At 48.9% G+C, this 19,857-nt stretch carries 13 protein-coding genes; 11 read left to right on the forward strand and 2 right to left on the reverse strand.

All coding sequences use genetic code 11. The annotated features are described in order from the left end of the window. Positions 1-151 precede the first annotated feature (151 nt). Positions 152-712, reverse strand: a complete 561-nt coding sequence (locus GWG06_RS26205) for an RNA polymerase sigma-70 factor (protein ID WP_420826323.1) — start codon at positions 710-712, stop codon at positions 152-154. A 263-nt stretch (positions 713-975) separates the two neighbouring features. On the opposite strand from GWG06_RS26205, the gene GWG06_RS26210 reads away from it, so the two are divergent. The 11 genes from GWG06_RS26210 to GWG06_RS26260 all read left to right on the forward strand — a co-directional run bounded on the left by GWG06_RS26210 (position 976) and on the right by GWG06_RS26260 (position 19,106). Continuing rightward, positions 976-1,545, forward strand: a complete 570-nt coding sequence (locus GWG06_RS26210; protein WP_158631414.1) for an RNA polymerase sigma factor — start codon at positions 976-978, stop codon at positions 1,543-1,545. Between the two features lie 75 nt (positions 1,546-1,620). Next, positions 1,621-2,595 (forward strand): FecR family protein, encoded by a 975-nt coding sequence (locus GWG06_RS26215; RefSeq protein ID WP_160717252.1) that lies wholly within the window; start codon positions 1,621-1,623, stop codon positions 2,593-2,595. A 133-nt stretch (positions 2,596-2,728) separates the two neighbouring features. After that, the gene (locus GWG06_RS26220; RefSeq protein WP_202183125.1) at positions 2,729-6,226 is read left to right on the forward strand and encodes a TonB-dependent receptor domain-containing protein; all 3,498 of its coding nucleotides are present in this window, start codon (positions 2,729-2,731) and stop codon (positions 6,224-6,226) included. A gap of 33 nt (positions 6,227-6,259) precedes the next feature. Beyond that, a complete protein-coding gene (locus tag GWG06_RS26225; protein WP_235938544.1) occupies positions 6,260-7,960 on the forward strand; it encodes a hypothetical protein in 1,701 nt (566 codons plus the stop codon). A 31-nt stretch (positions 7,961-7,991) separates the two neighbouring features. Then, the gene (locus tag GWG06_RS26230) at positions 7,992-9,155 is read left to right on the forward strand and encodes a hypothetical protein (RefSeq protein ID WP_160717256.1); all 1,164 of its coding nucleotides are present in this window, start codon (positions 7,992-7,994) and stop codon (positions 9,153-9,155) included. A gap of 24 nt (positions 9,156-9,179) precedes the next feature. Beyond that, positions 9,180-10,262: a fasciclin domain-containing protein gene (locus GWG06_RS26235; RefSeq protein WP_160717258.1), complete on the forward strand. Its 1,083-nt coding sequence runs from the start codon at positions 9,180-9,182 to the stop codon at positions 10,260-10,262. Positions 10,263-10,304: 42 nt separating this feature from the next. Continuing rightward, positions 10,305-11,525: a fasciclin domain-containing protein gene (locus GWG06_RS26240; RefSeq protein WP_160717260.1), complete on the forward strand. Its 1,221-nt coding sequence runs from the start codon at positions 10,305-10,307 to the stop codon at positions 11,523-11,525. A 27-nt stretch (positions 11,526-11,552) separates the two neighbouring features. Then, positions 11,553-12,530 (forward strand): fasciclin domain-containing protein, encoded by a 978-nt coding sequence (locus GWG06_RS26245; protein ID WP_127037162.1) that lies wholly within the window; start codon positions 11,553-11,555, stop codon positions 12,528-12,530. Between the two features lie 24 nt (positions 12,531-12,554). Continuing rightward, positions 12,555-15,833, forward strand: a complete 3,279-nt coding sequence (locus tag GWG06_RS26250; RefSeq protein ID WP_235938546.1) for a TonB-dependent receptor — start codon at positions 12,555-12,557, stop codon at positions 15,831-15,833. Positions 15,834-15,844: 11 nt separating this feature from the next. Beyond that, a complete protein-coding gene (locus GWG06_RS26255; protein ID WP_160717262.1) occupies positions 15,845-18,040 on the forward strand; it encodes an IPT/TIG domain-containing protein in 2,196 nt (731 codons plus the stop codon). Between the two features lie 139 nt (positions 18,041-18,179). Then, positions 18,180-19,106, forward strand: coding sequence for a hypothetical protein (locus tag GWG06_RS26260; protein ID WP_160717264.1), 927 nt, complete (start codon positions 18,180-18,182; stop codon positions 19,104-19,106). A gap of 55 nt (positions 19,107-19,161) precedes the next feature. On the opposite strand, the gene GWG06_RS26265 is transcribed toward GWG06_RS26260, so the two are convergent. After that, complete coding sequence (locus GWG06_RS26265; RefSeq protein WP_160717266.1) at positions 19,162-19,806, reverse strand: helix-turn-helix transcriptional regulator; 645 nt, start codon at positions 19,804-19,806, stop codon at positions 19,162-19,164. Between the last annotated feature and the right edge of the window lie 51 nt (positions 19,807-19,857).

Below are 19,857 nucleotides of genomic sequence, written 5' to 3' on the forward strand. Positions count from 1 at the left end.
GAATTACGAATTGCGAATTACGAATGTAATAGCGAAGATTTAAACGGAGATTAAAGGTGATATTCAATACTTATCACCTTTAATCTCCGTTTAAATCTTCGCTATTACATTCGTAATTCGCAATTCGCAATTCGTAATTAACTAATAAGTATCAATCAAAACGTGCTTTCAACGTCACATTCACCGCTTTTGCTATTTTTCCCAGCGCAATGGCTAACTGGCTGTCGATGGTTTTGACGGAAATGTTCAGGATTTCAGCGATCTCTTTGTATTTGAGTCGGTCTTCCCGGATTAGTTTGTAGATAAGTTTACAGCGGGGCGGGAGGGAATTGACTGCCTTTTCATAAGAAGCCAGCAGCTCTTTGGTAATCATCAATTGTTCGGGATCATGGGAATGACTTTCCAGATCTACCTGCAGCTCGTCCAGAGATATGGCGGCTTTCTTCTGCTGCTTCAGCAGGTGCCGTAGCGACAGGTTTTTGATGCTTACATACAGGTATACCTTTAAGTTAAGGATTTCTTCCAGGCGCTGCCGCTGCTCCCAGATAGCGATAAATACATCAGATACAATCTCTTCCGCCACCTGGTCATTATGCACAAAGGTATTGGCAAACCGCTGCAGTGGCTGATAACATTGTATAAACAGCTCCCTGTAGGCGGCCTCATCATCGTATACGGCTATACGACGCTGTAATTCCCTTATGTTGACCACCTGTAGCATTGGAGTAATACTGCCTGAAACCGAATTTAGAATAAAAAAAATAACCAGCCATGATATTGGGGTATTTTATTATTTGAGATTTGGTTATTTGAGATTTCTTTCTATGCATAAGGTATGCTGAATATAAAGAGGACATATTACATGGAAAGAAATATCAAATAACCAAATCTCAAATAGAAAAATGGTAACATTAAATTAAAACATCCTGGCAAATGATTGCTGTATTTTGCAGGCGCAATGCCAAACCTGCAGTCATGCAAACCAGTGAAGATATCGAGTTGCTACATCAGATTAAATCCGGGGACCAGAAAGCTTTTGAAGCATGCTTCAATAAGCACTGGCATGTATTGTTTACGTTTGCCGGTAAAATACTGAAGTCAGAAGACGATGCGAAAGATGTGGTGCAGCTGGTATTCATCTCTCTCTGGGGCCGCCGCGAACGTTTGCAGATTACCGGTTCCCTGCAGAGTTACCTGCTGCAGGCTGTCAGATTTCAATCCCTGAAAAGACTCCGGGAAATCATTGAACAGCCGGAGAACCTGGAAAGAGTACAGGAACAGTTCCTGCCTGTATTAAATGATATATGGGAGAAACTTCATCAGACAGATGTATTCCAGGAGATAGAAGCCCAGCTGGAAACACTGCCCTCTAAAACCCGCGAAATGTTCCTGCTCAGCCGCCGCCATCAGCTCTCTGTAGCGGAGATAGCCGAACAGATGGGACTATCGGAAAAGACTGTACGTAATCAGCTGCACATCGCCCTCAAAACATTACGGCATAATATCGCCTTCCTGATCATTTTCGCCGACCTCGTAGCTTGTTAATAATTCCTTAACCTGGTTCTTCGGGACAAGCATCCCGCTTTCCGGAACATATACATAGAGGCAAGGACAATCATAATGCATATAACACAACTAAAAAAAATCATTGACAGGTACCTGGCAGGCAATGCTTCTGATAAAGAAGCAGCCCTGATGGAAGAATGGTGTCAGCGCGCATGGGAGGAAACACAGCAAACGCCCGTTAACCCACAGGCAGAGGCAAAGCGTTTAGCCGTACTCGATAACCTGCGCCTCATCATACAGGAACAGCCGGAAGAAAATACTACCGCAGGAAAAATTATATGGTTCACAAAAGCAAGGACTATCGCCGCCGCCTGCCTGGTACTGTTAATGGGTACTGCCCTCGGATACCGCTATCAGTATTCCCTGCTCGATATTATTGATCCTATACCATTACAGAAGGTAACCGCGCTCCGGTTTCAGGTAAGGCAGGTAATACTGCCCGACAGCTCCGTAGTGATACTGAATGAAGGTAGCGAAATCAGCTACCCCCGCCGCTTCCGCGGTAATAAAAGAGAAGTGCGGCTGAACGGGGAAGCCTTTTTTTCCGTTACCCGCAACCCCGCCGCTGCTTTCACCATCACAGCGCCGCACCTGCAGGTACAGGTGCTGGGCACCTCCTTCGTGATGACAGACAGCGCCGGCATTCCCGCTGCCAGAGTCAGCGTGAAAACCGGAAAGGTAGCCGTAACCTCCGATGCCAAAGGATTTCCGGCAACACAGCTCAGCGCACGGCAGGAACTGGCCTGGGATGAAGCCAGCGGTATTATCCGTATTAACCGCCATCAGGACGTGAACATTGAATGGACCAGCAAACAGCTCATATTTAATAATGCAGTACTGGCAGATGTTTTCCGGGAGATAGAAAAGAAATTCGGCGTGAACATCACCGCCACCCCGGAAATAATGAGTACTGCCTTCACCGGCGCCTTCGATGCCGGCGATTCCTTGTCCGGCATATTACATGTGATTTCCTTGTCTTACAGATGCAGCATACACACCAACAAAGACGGAACTATTATGATCAGATAAACACTTATTCACCCAACAGTATAATCAGCCGGGAATGGCTGTCATAGCCATTCCTGCACTATTTGCCCACAGGGAACATCATGGCCGCTCCATGATGCCGGGCGGCTATTTTTCAAAAAAAAATACTAATCGAATGAAGGAAAAAATTTTACCGGAGCTATTAAGTAAAAGAAGATATACATCCGGGCGAAGATGGATATACTGTATGGTATTGCTGCTCTGCACAACGCTGTCGGCAATGGCGCAGGACGCACTGAAAAGAAAAGTGAGCGTGAGTTTTAAGAATGAAAGCCTGGCGCGCTGCCTGGAAATCATCCAGCAACGCGGGGGCATCACTTTTTTCTACAACCCCGCGGAAGTAAATGTAACCACTAAAAAATACACTGCCGGATTCGACAACAAACCGGTAACAGAGGTGGTCAACTACCTGTTACAAGGCACCGGGCTTGAATTTGAAGCGGCTGATGAAAAGAAAATCGTTATCCGTAAAATGAAGCCACGCACGGAAGAAAAGCAGCCGCGCAAATGGAGAACCATCACCGGCGAAGTGCGTGACGCTAAAAAAAATACACCCGTTGCCGGCGCTGAAATCCTTATCCAGAGCAACGGTAACCATATTACTGCTGACGCTGCGGGAAAGTTCGCCGCTGAAGTAAAAGATACCGTTGACGTACTGGTAGTATACTTTGTAGGGTATGCCACCAAAATGGTGAAGGTGGGCAACAGCACTTCACTGAGCATTAAAATTTCACAGGACAGCAAAACGCTGGGCGGCGTTACGGTGGAAGCCCGTCGCAGAACCAATACGGAAGCCTCCTTGCTGAATGACCGTAAAAATGCAGCTACCATCTCCGATGGTATCTCTGCACAGAATATTGAGAAAACAGCCAGTATCACCACCACACAGGCGCTGCAACGTGTATCCGGTGTAACCATCACGGATGAGAAATATGTGGCGATCCGCGGCCTGGGTGACCGCAGCGTAATCGGTCAGCTGAACGGCGTACGCCTCGCTTCCTCCGATCCGGACCGCAGCGCCATTCCCCTGGACCTGATCCCTGCCAGCCTGCTGGATAATATCACCGTATACAAAAGCAGCACACCCGACAAACCCGCAGATGCTTCTGCCGGTATCGTGGAACTGAAAACAAAATCCATCCCGGAATATGAAACGTTCAACATTACCATCCAGAGCGGTTTTAATACGCAGGTAGGATTGGGCGGCAGGGTAAACAGTTTCTATAATGCAGATGCCGGGTTCTTCGGACAGCACATAAAAAGCAAAGGACTGAGCAGGGAATTCCAGGACCTTGCCACGCAATATCCCAACGGCCTGAGAGATATACAGTCTAAAATAGCCAACAGCCGCAACGACCCTGCTATGCTCGCGGAAGCCAACCGCATCAACGGTATCATGCATCAGTTTGATCCGGTGCTGACAACCAAATATAAACCGGCTCCGCTGAACCAGATTTATTCCATCACCTACGGTAATAACTTCAAGGCATTTAAAAAACACCAGGTAGGCTTGATTATCGGCGGTAACTACTACAGCCGCGTAACAGATACCTATGGCGGCGAGCTGTCACAATGGAGCATTTACCAGGGCGTACTTACCGGCAGCAAGGATGTATACAGCCCGCGCATTATTCCTAACTATATCACCCCCAACAATATTCATCTTGGTAAATACCTGACCTATAAAGAAAATACCGGTGTGCAGACACTGAACTACGGTTTCCTCGGCGGACTTACCTACCGTTTCAACCCGCAGCACGAAATCAGTATGCAATACCTCGGCAGCCGCGGCGCGGAAACCAGGGCCAGCAACCTTTTCGGTGCGTATGAGTATACAGGACTGCCAGGTACAGTATCCAACATTATCTATTCACTGAAACAAAGCTATCGTACCCTCAACACGTTCAACCTGCAGGGAGAACATAAATTCATGAAAGGAGAGTACAGTCCGCGGTTAAGCTATAACCTCGCCACTTCTTCTTCCACACAGGATGATCCTGACTACCGCTTCGTGAACCTGGCAGATTATAAACCGGTGGGTGGCGGTGCTGTCTGGAAACCGGATGGCAACGGCAACAACAGTGAATCGCCCATATATGCACCACATCTGTATTCCCTCGTTTCCGGCTATGTAAATGGCTACGGTCCCTATGGTATTATCCAGGCGGACCCCAACGGGCGCCGTTTCCGCAAGCTGCACGAAACCAACTACAACTACAAGGCGGATGTAACCGTGCCTTTCAAAGTGCTGGGCCTGCGCCAGGAATTTAAAACAGGGGTGAACTACCTGCACCGTAAACGCGATTTTGCGGAAAACGTTTTATTCCTGCCCGGCTCCAATTACTCTGCCAACAAGGCTTTACCACTGTATGAAGTAAATGGTAACCTGGACAGGCTGGTGGGATATGACCGCATCGGTATACGCCCGGCTTCCTCTTTCAACCAGGAAGGGCAACCCCGGACAGGCGGATTTTTATATAACATCCAGAAATCTCCCAACAACTATAAAGGATTTTATGAAACACGCGCTTTCTATGGTATGCTGGACCTGCGGCTTACAGAAAACCTGCGCCTCACCGGCGGTGCGCGTTTTGAGCTGACAGACATACAGGCGGCCGTAGATACTGCCGGTGTATTCCTGGATGCTACCATCACCACACCGGACAAAGACGGTAACAAGGTAAACCTGGTATATACCGAACCTAACTCTGTCTACAAAACAGATTATAAACCGTATTACTCTGCGGGCCTGACCTACACGTTACACAAAAACATGAACTTCCGCCTGGGCTACAGCAACTCGCTGGCGCGTCCTGAGCTGAGAGAGCTGACCAACGTTTTCGATTTCGACCCGTTCCAGTTTGCCCTGGTAGTAGGTAATCCTAAACTGAAAAATCAGCTCACCACCAACTACGATTTCCGTTGGGAATGGTTCCCTGCACCGGGTGAAGTATTGTCCGCTTCCGTGTTCTACAAGGAAATCGACAACCAGCTGACTAAAGTGTACAAACAGCAGACCTCCGGACTGGATGCCAAATTCCCGGAATTCCCGGCTATCGAGTTTCAGAATGACCCGAACAGAGGACGTGTATATGGTATAGAGCTGGAAGTGGTGAAGAACCTGGGCCTGCTCTGGAAGCCGTTGCAGCACTTCTTCCTGGGCTCCAACCTCTTACTCGCACAAAGTGAGATTAAGAAAACGGCAGAGAGAATGACCGCCTCACAGGCGTTAGACCGCCGCGCACCGTCCAACAGCCCGCTGTTTGAACAGGCGCCCTATTCCGTAAACGTATTCCTGAACTACAATCGTCCTAAATCCGGAACGGATATCACTGCCACTTTCAACATGGTAGGGGAAAGACTCATACAGGTGAACCTGGATGGTACGCCGGATTTATATACCCGTCCGAATCCCGTGCTGGACATCGTTTTCGGTCAACGTATCGTGAAACGCCTGCTGCTGAAAGGATATGCCAAGAACATCCTGGATCAGCCGCTGAAGGAAGTATATGCCAACCCTAACACCGGCGGCAAATACTACGGAAAAGAGTATATCCGCAGGAGTTATAAGCGTGGCACAGAAATCATGCTGGGCCTGAGCTATACCCTGTAATCACATTTTTACAAACATGCTAATCAGAATATGATGAACAGATTGAGATACTATGTATTGTGCCTGATGGGAGCTGCAGGTTTGGTATCCTGTACAAAGAAGATGGATTTTACCTACGACAACCGGATAAATCCCGGCGCAGATGCCGCTTCCAGCGTACGTATCGTAAACCTGCGCGGAGCAACGGAACTGCAGATAGGAGAGCAGCAGCTCACTACCTTCCTCCGGCCCAACAGGGAAGGTAACTATGATGAAACCACTACCCGCGGTAACCGGTATTTTCCGGAGAACGGCCGCCTGGGCACTACCTATACCATACCGCAGAGTTTTGTAGGTGCAGACGGTATAGTGCGTGATATACGCATGGCAGGGATGGGAAAGAGCTGGAGCCTTGCGCTTACCAGGCCCTTTCAGATGAAAGATGATTTCAATCATCCTACCGACTATTACTATACTTTTTACGGAAATCCGAATGCCTATAAAGACTCCGTATTTGCAGTGCCCCGCTCGGTGTCTTCGCCGGCCAACCCGGAGCGTTTCAAAATCCGCCTGCTGAACCTCAGCTCGCCGGGATACCGCCAGGAAGGCCCGATGACGGTGACGCTGGCTGACGGTACGCCTGTAAAAGGATTGGAGAACATTGCCCCGGATACGTACTCCGATTACGTAGAACTGCCCTACGGTACCTATCAGTTCCGCGTACTGGATGCCAAAGGCAATCAGCTGCCGGGAGTAGGCGGCAGCATACAGGGGCTGGATATTATCGATAAGGATAAGTCCACCATTATGATGAGCGCCTACGAGCTGGGGGCAGACTATTCCGGTTATCTTAATTCCGGACTGACGTTTGCCAATATCAAAACCTATCAGCCCGGCGGCGTATATACGATCGCGGTAGCTGATCTGCCCAACTTCAAAAACCTGACTAACCCCGGCACTGGTGAAACCAGCATCGCCAAAACAAACGGCTTCCGTGTCATCAACGATTTTGAACCGGTAAACAACACCTATGCCCGTATGCAGTCCATCAACGTAATGCCTGGCAGAAAGGTGAAGGTACAGGCAGATAACAGGCCCGTAGGCCCGCTGCTGGCTTTCGGCAAAACGGAAGATTACAGCATATATATAACAGGCATGCATACACTGAAACTGATGGATGAAGCTGGTAATGTGCTGGCTGAGAAAACAGTGCAGCTGATGGCAGCAGATAATATCAGCATTTGGGCGTATGAAGATAAAGATGGTAAACCGGCTATGAGCGTGGTAGCCAACAACCTGAGCGGCGTTATCAATAACGGCGGCAACGGAGAAGATGGTACCTATACGCCGCAGCGTATTGAATACAGCAGCTGGCTGCGTTTCATGAACTTCGCACCGGACCTGCCGGAAGTTACCTTCACTGCCAACGATGGCCAGCCGTTCTACAATGCAACTCCTTCGCAGCATCTGAAGATTGGCATCCCCGATATCAAAGCGGCTTATATCAGAATGAATGCCAGCTTCATTACCAATATTATGGCCTATGCCTCCAGTCCGGATGTGTTACCGGGCAACTGGATCAGAAGTGTTCCGGTACTGAAAAGCAGACAGTTTATTGCCAACCCCGCTCTGTATAAGGATGAACAGCCTTACAGCGAACCAGGTGTGTACACCGTAGCGCTGGCAGGCCTGATAAAATCCGATAAGCCGGAACGTGAAAAGGCCACCATGATTATTATCAAACACAATAAATGATCGGCTATTCCTCACCCAGAAATGAAGCAACATGTATAACAGATTAGTCCTTTTATTTTTTGTTATCGTTACGGCAGCATCCTGCCGCAAAACAGAATATACTACCATTGCTGAACCTGCCTACCTGCGCGTGTTCAACAACCTGGATTATAACATCACTGTGGATACCAAAGATGTTCCGCAGCCTTTCCTGACCATGCTGATAGATCCGGAACTGGATGCGGATGGCGTACCCGTAAAAGCCGCTACAGTAGGAGATTTTCTGGATAAACGCGCTAAATGGGCACGGCCTTATCCGGATGCTGTCAGCACCGTGATATACCAGACGGAATATCCCGGTTCCGCCAAGGTACTCGCCGGCCCTATCCTCAACGGATATGACCTGAGCAGCTGGGCGCAGGTGCCTTCCGGCAAACACCGCATCATGTTTTACAGTCGTCCTTTCAGTACTGTGCCCTTCTTTGATCTGCCGAAAGACCTGCGGAAACTGGTGATGATAGACACTACCGTGAACTTCGGTCAGCGCGAAGTTTATACCATGCATATACTGGAGAAGAAATTCAGTACCAAGGAAGCCGGTATTTATATCCGCCAGGAAGATTTTGTAAAACGCCCTTTCTCCGATTCTATGGTATATGTGAACTTTTATAACCTCAGCTCAGAAGGCTTTTCCCAGAATGCGGTGTTTAAAGATAAAAAGTACAATCAGCGCCTGCTGGATACCATGAATGTTTACAGTACGCTGAATTATGTGAATAAGTTTGAAGGATTCTCGCCGATTGAAGGCCATAAGGGCAATCTGATGGGCAGGGTAATACGTTCACAATCCCCTGAGGTACAGCCATACTATAGTTTTCCGCTGTTTCCGGATACTATTCCCAACCGGATCTATACCGGAAGAACAGGGCAGGTATTCACTTTCCTGTCACCGGAATATACCTATGCCACCAATCCCTTTATACAATATATGGGAGAAAGCAACGGCCGTTTCAGTGAATTAGCCGTTTTGCCGGAGAAAGTTATTTATGAATCTGCCTATCAGATGCAGGCAGACCTGCTGACCGGCATGGTGGTAACCGTGCGTTCCGGAGCATATTTCAACAGGTCTTTCTCTACAGTAAATACCATTGAATATGTGAACGGAAAATTCTTTCTGACAACTATTCAGCGCAAGTACGAACCACCGGTGTATTAAGCCGCGTCTCAAAAATTAAAACATATGCAACTACATAAATTATCTTTTCTGTTTTTTCTGTCTCTGTTAATAGTAACAGGTTGCAAGAAAGACAATCTTACCCTTCCCCCTGATGAAATCGGCGGCAAGAGAGCCGTGGGTGATTTTGTCAGGAATAATTACGATCTCAGCATACTGGCTGCAGGACTGGAAAAGACAGGTCTGATGGATTCCCTGAATCAGCCGGGGCCATTCACCCTGTTTGCACCGGATAATAATGCCTTTAAAGATATGGGCGTTACCAGCGCAGCCGCATTCAACACGATGAATACGGACAGCCTGCGGGATGCGCTGAAATACCATGTGTTCCGCGAAAGGAAGTATATCGGTGATTTTCCGGTGCAGATGTCCAATAAATTTGTGACCCTGTCCGGCGCTGAAATGTATGTATCCGTTTCCATGATGCCGGGCAGCCCCTTTTCACCGCCAATTCACAGAAATGTGTATGTAAACGGTGCATTGGTGTACAAGGAAAACAAACGAGACATCGCGCTGGCGAATGGTGTGGTGCATGTTATCCGTAAACCGCTGAAATACTATCCGCAGAATATACAGGAATTCCTGCAGGCTGATACTTCGCTCACCTTGTTTGTGGCTGCGCTGAAGCAGTTTAAATTATGGGATGGGCTTAGTGCCAAAGGCCCGTTCACCGTATTTGCACCGGACAACAAGGCATTCCGTAACCAGCGCCTTACGGCAGACAGCATCAGCCGCATGGACCCTGCTGCATTCAAGCCCATCGCCATGAGTATCTATACTACAGAGCATAAGATCAGACGCATCTTTTCTACAGACTGGCAACAGATCAACGGCAACTTTGGAACGAATGATACCTTCATTCAGCTCACCGGGTTTATTATGCAGCCCTTCTATGAGTACAATTCCTATAACCTCACGGAAACGGCTTACCTGAAGCCTATGACACCGGAAGGGGGCGCCGGTACGAACGGCCCGTATATAATCAATTACAAAGGCAGTATTGCTAAAGGCACCGATCACGTGGTGACCAACGGCGTCGTTCACAAGATAGACGACCTGCTGCTGTATCCGCGGACACTGCGTAAATAAACGTTGTCTGTGTTTAATCAAAATATCAAAATCATTATAACAATGCGCTTATTTTTTATGCCGGGAAAACTGTTGTGGTGCGGATTATCTGCATTAATACTATGCATGAGCGCCTGCCGCCGGCAGGATATTGAACCGGATCCGGTAGGAGAACCTGTATCGTTTAACGGCCCGGATAAAACGGTGGAACAACTGCTGGAAAAATCTTCACATACTTTGTTCTATACCGCATGGAAACGCTCCGGTATCAGCGAAGCACTGAAGAGGAAAGGAATAAATGCGGTTACCGTGCTGGCGCCTGCAGACAAGGCACTGCAGGCCGGCGGCTGGACGATGGACCGTATTAATAAGGCTACCGTTGCCGACCTGGATTCACTGGTGCGCTACTATACTTCTTCCGGACGTATTGAACAGACTTCCCTGGCATTACGTCCGGGCAACTATGCTTTAAAGACCCTGCTCTTATCCGCCAGTATTCCCAACTTCGATGAAAGCAATCCTTACCAGTATTATATGTACGCAGGCAGGCACAACGACAGCCTGTATGTTAACGGAAAAGGCGTCAATAAATGGGGCCTCGCCATGGAAGCTACCAATGGTACCATTTATCCGATAGAACAGCTGATACCTAAACCCGAAACGGATATGCTGACCTGGCTGCAGGCAGACGGGCGCTTCACCTTTTACCTGGAAGCCATGCGTATCAGCGACAGCCTGTATACCGATGCCAGCTGGTGGGATCAGCAACGGCAAAATTTGCCCTTACTGTCCGCCATGCCTATGACCGGTGGTTCCTTTACCGTATTTGCGCCGACCAATAATGCATTTATCAAAAGCGGTTTTACATCCGTGGAAGATATCCGGCAGTATGCTATGCGCGCATTACCTATCGGCGAACCTTACAGTGACGAGAACGGATATTATGTATATCCGGTTTCTCCGATGGATTCTATCCTGCTGCCACACCGCATGGACCAGACAGGAGGCAACGGCCCTATCAGTCCTGACCGAAAGCCGCTTCCCTTGCTGTTCTTCAATAATGATATGACCGACAATAAAATGTTGTCCGGTATGATGATCTGGCTGGGCAACATCGGGCAGGGGCCTAATGTGTATGTGCGTATTGAGTTCAGCAACAGCAACGGACAGGCAGCCATACGCCGCTTACACTCCACTCATACACCCATACCGCTGGCAGAAAAGAATATCATGCTGCTCAACGGACTTATTCATGTGGTAGACGAAGGTTTGCTGGTACCATAAGGTGTTTATCTCCAAAAAAAACAACAAATGAAGAAAGTACTATATACAGGTATGCTGCTGGCGGCGCTGACAGCATGTAACAAGAAAGATGAAGTACAGCCGGACAACAACGGAAACAACAGGATCAATTTTGTTATAGCTGACAACCTTTTCAATTTCTCTTATTTCAATACAGCCCTGGAACGCACCGGTTATCTCAAAAAGCTGGCCGGCGAAGGGCCGTTTACCGTACTGGTACCGGATAATATAGCGTTTAACCGTTCGGGTTATGGCAATCATGATGCTTTATTGACGGAAAGCCTTTCTATACTGAACAACATGGTGTCTTACCATATTCTCGGCGGTAAATGGGAGTTCAACAAACTACCGTTTTCCTTCAACCAGGAAATACGTACCGATGCCGGCGCCAGGATGTTTGTTACGCGCTGGGTTAAAAATGCAGATACCATACTGATGATAAACGGCACGCGCATCACTGCCCGTAACCTGCCAGCCAGCAATGGCCTGATCCAGGTAATGAGCGAAGTACTGCCGCCGCTGGTAAATAAAACGGTTTCAGATGCAGTAGCTGCCGATACCTCGCTCACCTTGCTGAACGTGGCATTACAGCAGTCCGGTATGAAAGAACAGCTGGCATCAGACGAGGTATATACGCTGATGGTGCCTTCCAACCGGGCGCTCCGGGCAGCAGGATATGGTTCCATTGATAAGATCAATGCAGAAGATCCGGCCGTATTGCGCCGCCTGCTGAGCTACACCATGTTCAAGGGACGCAAATTTGTGTATGACTATATTCTCACCACCAGCAGCACCAATCAGTCCGAACAGGCTATGCTGAATGGCAATAATATCATTATTAAGGTAATCAGCAAAAGCGACGGTACACAGGATATTACCCTGAAAGGAACCGGGAACGCACAGCCGGCCAATATCGTCAAACGTAATGTGCTGGCAGGTAACGGTGTGTTGCATGTAGTGGATGCCTTGCTGAAAGAGAACCAATAAACATTACTGACATTTTTAACTAGCATGATGATGAAGCAGGTATACTTCAAAATATTATTACTGGTAATAGGCATCACGGCAGGGTTGTGGGCACAGGCGCAGGAAACGAATGGTACCCTGAACGGAAAGATTACCAACGACAAAAATGAACCTATGCCGGGGGCCACGGTGGTAGCTATCCACCAGCCTTCCGGCACTAAATACGGTACCGCTACCACGCCTGACGGCCGCTTTTTTCTGCCTGGCCTTCGTATAGGCGGTCCGTATAGTGTTACCGTTTCCATGATGGGCATGGAAACGCAAACCCGTGAAGATATTACCATCCGCCTGGGAGAAGCCCTGCAGCTGAACATACAGCTGGCAGATAAAGGTAAACAGCTATCGGAAGTAGTGATCAAGGGTGCAAAGGCCGGTCCGAAAGCCAACACCTTCGGCGCCGGACAAAACATCAGCCGCGTGCAGGTAGCCAATATGCCTACCATTTCCCGCAGCATACAGGATGTTACCCGCCTGGTACCACAGGGTTCTAAAGACAACTCCTTCGGCGGTACCAACTTTCGCTATAACAACGTTACCATCGATGGGGCCATCAACAACGACGCTATCGGTTTCAGTCCTTCCGTGGGCGGTATTACCGGTTCTTCCGGTATGCCCGGCTCCAGCACCCGCACCAACCCGGTGTCTCTGGATGCTATCGAAGACATGCAGGTATATCTTGCTCCCTTCGACGTGAAGATCGGTAACTTCACCGGTGGTAGCGTGAATGCTGTCACCCGCAGCGGTACCAACAAAGTTACCGGCTCCATATATGGATTCGGCCGCAATGCCGCTATCACCGGCCGCGATAAGGCAGGCACCCTCGGAAAAATGAACGGCGATTTCTATGATTACCAGGCCGGCGTACGTGTAGGCTTCCCCATCATCAAAAACAAACTGTTCTTCTTTACCAACGAAGAAATTACCCGCCGCCAGGATCCGGCGCAGCTGATCGCCGGCACCCGCGAAACCGCGAAAATACTCAGTACACAGGATGCGGAAGATATCCGCAATGCTACGCTGAACCGCTACGGTAAAGACTTTGATCCCGGTACCGCCGGCAACTTCAATGCCTGGTCGCATTCCGTGAAATTCTTCAACCGCCTTGACTGGAACATCAACGAAAAAAATCAGCTGTCGGTACGCAACAACACCATCCGCTCCAAAGCCATGAACATGGACCGTGATCAGCAGGATTTCCGCTTCAGCAGCATGGCCTACGAGCAGGTGAATAACCAGACATCTACCGTAGCAGAACTGAAAACAAGATTCAATAACCGCTTATCCAACAGCTTTATCGCAGGATTTACCACTGTGCACGATCAGCGCAATCCTACTGCAGATCCGGCATTGCCGCAGGTGCAGATCATGGGACGCGCGCCCGGTACCACCATCTATTTTGGTACAGACAGGGAAGCATCGATTTTCAACATGAAGCAGCGCACCATTGAGATTACCAATAACCTCACGCTGCATACAGGAAAACATACCCTGCTGTTTGGTACACATAATGAACTGTATCATATCGACTACGGCTTTGTGAACAGCTGGAACGGCCGCGTAGACTACCTCAGCATCGCAGATTATCTGGATAATAAACCCTACCGCGTGCGCGGCAGCTACAACTATAACAATAACAACCGCGATTATATCCTGGCCAATCCCGAAGCGAAGTTTAACATCAATATGCTGAGCGTATATGCACAGGATGAAATTCAGCTGACAGAGAAACTGAAACTCATCCCCGGATTGCGCGCAGACTATACCATGCTGCCTTCCAAACCGGAGCTGAGCGAACATACACAGAACGCGTTTACCGATGACTACTTCGGAAGTTCCTATACCTATACACCACTGAACCGGATCACGAACAACTACCTGAACAAGGTGCAGCTGTCGCCCAGACTCGGTTTCCGTTATGACTGGTTCGGGGACCAGCGCCTGGTACTGCGCGGCGGTACAGGATTGTTCACCGGCCGTATTCCTTTTGCATGGCTGGCGTACGCTTACTACAACAACGGGCTGAATTACGGCTCCTTTGACCAGAAAGCCGATACAAAAGCATTTGTTCCCGGTACAGATCCGCTGAAGCCCGGACCTAACGGTATCGCTGATTTCATCGCCTCCAACGGCGCTGTCATCAATAGCAGATACGCCGGTAAAACGCAGGTGGATGTGATAGATAATAACTTCGTTATGCCGAAAATCTGGCGTACCAGCGTGGCGGTAGACTACACCACGCAGAATGGTTACAAGCTGGGGGTAGAGGCAATGATTACCAAAACCATCAAGGATGTTATTTTTAAACAGGTAAATATCAAAGATGATCCGCGTTACTACGGATATGATACCGCTCACCAGCAGCCTGTTTACAGCGGTACCACTGATCCGCGTTTCTCCAATGCGTATCAGCTGGGCAATACAGGTAAAGGCTACCGGTACAGCTTAACGGCAACGGCTGCACGTACTTATCCGTTTGGCCTGTATGCCTCACTGGCATATACTTACGGACAGTCCAAAGATATTTCCAACGGTATCAGAAATTCCATGGAAAGCAACTGGCAGCTGAATCAGGCGCTGAATCCGAATAACCCGGAACTGGCCTATTCCAACTTTGACATCCGTCATCGTATTGTGGTGAACCTGCATTACCGTAAAACATGGAATCCTAACTGGGTGAGCACACTCAGCCTGTTTGCCACAGCGCAGTCGGGTAGTCCCTTTACCTATGGTATTGTAAACAACAGTATCCAGGGATTACCGCAGCAGGTAAGCCTGGTGTATATTCCACAGGCAGATGAAGCTATTAAATATTTCCAGGACTATACGAACAAGGCAGGTGAAGTAATTACAGCAGCAGCGCAGGCAGCCGGTTTCAATGAGTATATAGACGGAGACAAATACCTGCGTACCCGCCGCGGCGCTTATACAGAGCGTAATATGGGACGCACGCCATGGAATATCCAGGCAGATCTGCACTTTGCGCAGGAGTACCATTTTTCCGCCGCTCCCGGCAGTAGCTTCCTCACCTTCACGCTGGACGTGATGAACCTGACCAATCTGCTGAACAGTAACTGGGGCCGTTCCTATTTTTCTCCCAATACCTTTAACTCAACTGCCAGTGTGGGCTTAACGCCTGCGTTTCCGGCGAAGCAGCATCCGGGCAACTACCCTGTATACCAGTACGAAAATCCGGGTAAGCCTTATTCCATTGACTTCTTCGGATCCCGTGCACAGGTACAGATGGGTATGAGGTATTCATTCTAAAACAAAGCAATATGAAACACTGTATATATTTATTTCTTGGATTTATCCTGGTATTTTCTGCCTGTAAAAGGAAAGATGTGCAGGAGATGAAAACGCCGCTGACGGTGAAGAATTTCTGGCCCAGCAGCGGCAAGGCAGGAACTGTGGTGACTATCAGCGGAACAGGTTTCGGCAGCAGCGCGAAGGAAAATGAAGTGAGCTTTAATGGTATCGCTGCCACTGTGGTGGATGTAAAAGATACCATTATGATGGTACTGGCTCCGGAGAAAGCATCTTCCGGTAAGGTAACCATCAGCAACGATGGCAAGCAGGTGGAAGCAGGCAGTTATACTTACCAGAACCTGACCATGCGCGCCGTAAATCCGTTGAATGGTCCGGCGGGTACAAACCTCAACATCCGCGGGGAAGGTTTCAGCAGTCTGAATACACCCGCGAAAGTAACCGTGAACGGGAAGGAGGCAACTATCACCAGCGTGAACGATACGCTGATAGTGGCCGCCGTACCTGAGGCGGCCGGTACTGGCGCCGTGAAGGTGACAGTAGAGGATAAGGAAGTGAGTGGTCCGTTATTTACCTTCCAGCATATTGCTAAACTCAAGCCGCTGAAAGGTGGCAAGGGAACAACCGTTACCATTACGGGAGAAGGATTCAGTACGGTGGCGGCAGATAACAGCATTGCCTTCAACGGTAAGCCTGGTAAGGTTGTCAGCGCTACTGCCACGCAGATAGTGGTAACCACCCCTGACGACGTGGCAACGGGGCCGCTGAGCCTGACGATCAACGGACAGATAACAACCGGTCCGGATTTCACGGTGATACCTCCGCCGGTATTGCAGACAGTAACTCCCCTGAGCAGCCCTGCCGGTGAAGATATTACCATCAGCGGCAAGAATTTCAGTAAAGAAGCCGATGAGAATAATGTGTTTTTCAATGGCGTAAAGGGAACGGTAAAATCAGCCACAGAAGAAGGGCTGGTGGTGACCATACCTGCTGGTGCGGGAACCGGCAATCTTAAAGTATGGGTAAACGGACAGGAAACTGCCGGGCCCTTATTTAAAGAACAGAACCTGGGTATCGCGAAACTTACGCCTGACAATGGTCTGGAAGGAAGCGAGGTAACGGTAACGGGTGTAGGTTTCAGTAATGTGCTGACAGATAACATGGTTACTTTAAATGGAATAACTATACCGGTAACAGGAGCCACGGAAAAGGAACTGAAGCTGAAGATGCCCGCCGGTATTTCCACCGGTGCGCTGGAAGTGCGCGTAGGTGCCTTGCAGGCTACCGGTCCTGTTTTCAAACGTGCCGGTGTGATGACGCTGGTGGGCGGTCCGGGTACTACTGACCTGGAGACTCCCGGAAGTATTGTGGTTGACCGCGGCGGCACCCTGTTTATTGTTGACGGCAACAGGATTAAGAAAGTAAGCGCCACCGGGGTGATCAGCCATTTTGCGGGAAGTCTTTCCAATACCGGCGGGCACGTAGATGGCACAGGTACCAGCGCTGTGCTGGAAGCGCCTACCTCTATGGTGATCGATAAACTGGATAATATCTATATACAGGATGGTAATTATAAGCAGACTTTTATCCGCAAGATCACACCGGATGGTAAAGTAGCAACGGTGTTCTCATTTTCCGGCAGGCTGGGTGGTGGTATCGGCGTGGATTTCAGCGGCGTGGTATATGTGAGCCAGCAGTACCAGGGGGTATTCAGGCTGGAAAGCAATGCTACCCTGACACGTATAGGAAACGGCTATGTGACCATTCCGGGTGGTATGGCGATTGATCCGTCAGGACGTATTTATTATGCCGGCGGCGATTATTACACGCCTTATGTAGGGGTAACCTCTCCTGGCGGCAGGGATGCTTTGCTGGCGGGTAATTCTTCTGAAACAGGCTTTGTGGACGGCCAGGGAAGCCAGGTACTCATGGGTTCTCCGATAGAGGTAACCTATGATCCGGTTACCGGCAATATTATTGTAATAGACAATATGCTGATGGCAGTACGCAGCATTACTCCGGGCGGGCTGGTAACTACCATTACAGGTGCGGCCGGAACGCGGGAGCTGTTTAAGATGGGATATGTCAACGGTACACTGAATGAAGCGCTCTTCCGTCATATGGGCGGTGTGTGTGTGGACAAGTCAGGTACTATTTATGTATCGGAGAAAACCAATAAGGCGATCAGAAAGATTTTCATGAAATAGTTTTTTCATACGCCCGGATATTAACCTCAACATGAAGCATGTGCCTCAACATTAGTTGGGGCATATTGCTTTGAGGCTGTGTGGGTTATTTAAAAATAAATGCTGATCTTGCAGGTTGAAGTATAAACTCCCTTTTACCATGAGAAATGTATGCATGTTTGTGACCCTTTTCTGGTTGTCAATGTCCGCAGCGTATGCGCAGGTAGCCTCCCTGGTGGCTCCGAATAACAATTCCTTTGCAGGTCTGGAGAAGAACCTGTTGTTTCACGCAGACAAACGTTTTAAAGTAACACTGACGGGGCCTGTTCAGGTAGATGTAAGCCGGCTTTTCGACGGTGCGCTGGATCCTTTTTTCGGTACTGCCCCTTCAGAAAGCAACCCAATGGTTGTACTGGTAGAAAACCTGCCGCTGGTGCACACGCAGAAGAAAGCGTATGTTGGCTGGACAGCGCGCTACCAGGGTAGCTCCCGTTTTAAAATAGAAGGTTTTGAAACAGGTGCCAATGACTGGATAATTTTGGCTGATGTAAGTAATACAAGCCTCAATGATTATATTGCGGAAGCCCGGGGTACTTTTTCAAAACTCAGGTATACCTTTTACAATGGTATTGGTGCCGCAGGAGCTATAGGGCTTTCCGAGCTGTTTTTCCTGCACGGGGAATATGTGACGGCATATGATGGACTGATGGTACAATACGACCGGAACAACAACGTGAAGATGGGCAGCAACGCGTTGCCGACAGATCTTTCTGTGAATGGTACCATTACTGCAAAACGTGTGAGAGTATTACAACAGGGCTGGGCTGATTTTGTATTTGAGCCGGATTACAAACTTCCTGATTTATCTGAGGTGGAATCATTTATCCGTCAGCACGGGCATCTTCCTGAAATCCCTTCTGCTGCTGTGGTGCAGAAGGAGGGCGTAGATCTGGGAGATGTATCAGCGAAACTGTTGCAGAAGATAGAAGAGCTGACCTTGTATATGATAGAACAGCAGAAGAAGATGGCGGTGTTAAGTGCAGAGAATAAGGAGATGAAAGAAAAGATCGAAAAACTTACCAGGTAAATAACATACTAACGGCGGGCTTTGGGTCCGCCGTTTTCCATCTTCCGGTTATTGTTTATTTCTTGTCCGCCTTGTCCGGAATGATACTGTAGGCGCATCTTCTGGCGCCTTCCAGGATGTGGTTCACACGTTTCACCTTTGCCTCCCTGCCAATTACTTTTTTGAAGGTTTCCAGTTCTGATTTGCAGAATCCCAGGCAGGCAGTGGCTGCTGCACAGATAGGGCAGTGGTTTTCTATGAGTAAAAATCCGTCTCCTTCTTTTTCATAGGAGGCCATATATCCTTCCGCATCTCTCGCCTGTGCGAGGCAGTTAATTTTTTCTTCCAGGTTGCCGGCCTGGGCTACCGCCTGTGTATATCTGGTGATGTTGACTTTCTGCGTAGCGTCTATGACTGTCTGCAGTGCTTCTTCCCCCAGCGTATCGCGCATGGAGTTGATGAGGCGGACGGTCAGGTCAGCGTGCGTATCCGGAAAGCGCTGGTTGCCCAGGGCGGTGAGCGACCATATCTGTTGTGGCCTGCCCCTGCCTTTAGATACCGTTACTGCTTCCACAATACCTTCGCTGGCCAGCTTCAGCAGCTGAAAGCGCGCCCCTTCTACTGTGATGTTCAGTTGCTCGGCTACTGCTATCAGTGGCTGAGGCCCTTTTGTTTTCAATATCCACACCGCTTTCTCGTTCTCCGGAAAATTATTTTTCATAATAAACAAAGTGTTTATTTGGTTTATTCACAAATTTACTAACTTCGCACC

The organism is Chitinophaga solisilvae, assembly GCF_009928525.1.
In the GTDB taxonomy this organism is placed as follows: Bacteria; Bacteroidota; Bacteroidia; order Chitinophagales; family Chitinophagaceae; genus Chitinophaga; species Chitinophaga solisilvae.

Coding starts and splice junctions, on each gene's coding strand:
- GWG06_RS26210 (WP_158631414.1), top strand. CDS start 976: ATGCAAACCAGTGAAGATATCGAGTTGCTACATCAGATTAAATCCGGG.
- GWG06_RS26215 (WP_160717252.1), top strand. CDS start 1,621: ATGCATATAACACAACTAAAAAAAATCATTGACAGGTACCTGGCAGGC.
- GWG06_RS26220 (WP_202183125.1), top strand. CDS start 2,729: ATGAAGGAAAAAATTTTACCGGAGCTATTAAGTAAAAGAAGATATACA.
- GWG06_RS26225 (WP_235938544.1), top strand. CDS start 6,260: ATGAACAGATTGAGATACTATGTATTGTGCCTGATGGGAGCTGCAGGT.
- GWG06_RS26230 (WP_160717256.1), top strand. CDS start 7,992: ATGTATAACAGATTAGTCCTTTTATTTTTTGTTATCGTTACGGCAGCA.
- GWG06_RS26235 (WP_160717258.1), top strand. CDS start 9,180: ATGCAACTACATAAATTATCTTTTCTGTTTTTTCTGTCTCTGTTAATA.
- GWG06_RS26240 (WP_160717260.1), top strand. CDS start 10,305: ATGCGCTTATTTTTTATGCCGGGAAAACTGTTGTGGTGCGGATTATCT.
- GWG06_RS26245 (WP_127037162.1), top strand. CDS start 11,553: ATGAAGAAAGTACTATATACAGGTATGCTGCTGGCGGCGCTGACAGCA.
- GWG06_RS26250 (WP_235938546.1), top strand. CDS start 12,555: ATGATGATGAAGCAGGTATACTTCAAAATATTATTACTGGTAATAGGC.
- GWG06_RS26255 (WP_160717262.1), top strand. CDS start 15,845: ATGAAACACTGTATATATTTATTTCTTGGATTTATCCTGGTATTTTCT.
- GWG06_RS26260 (WP_160717264.1), top strand. CDS start 18,180: ATGAGAAATGTATGCATGTTTGTGACCCTTTTCTGGTTGTCAATGTCC.
- GWG06_RS26265 (WP_160717266.1), bottom strand. CDS start 19,806: ATGAAAAATAATTTTCCGGAGAACGAGAAAGCGGTGTGGATATTGAAA.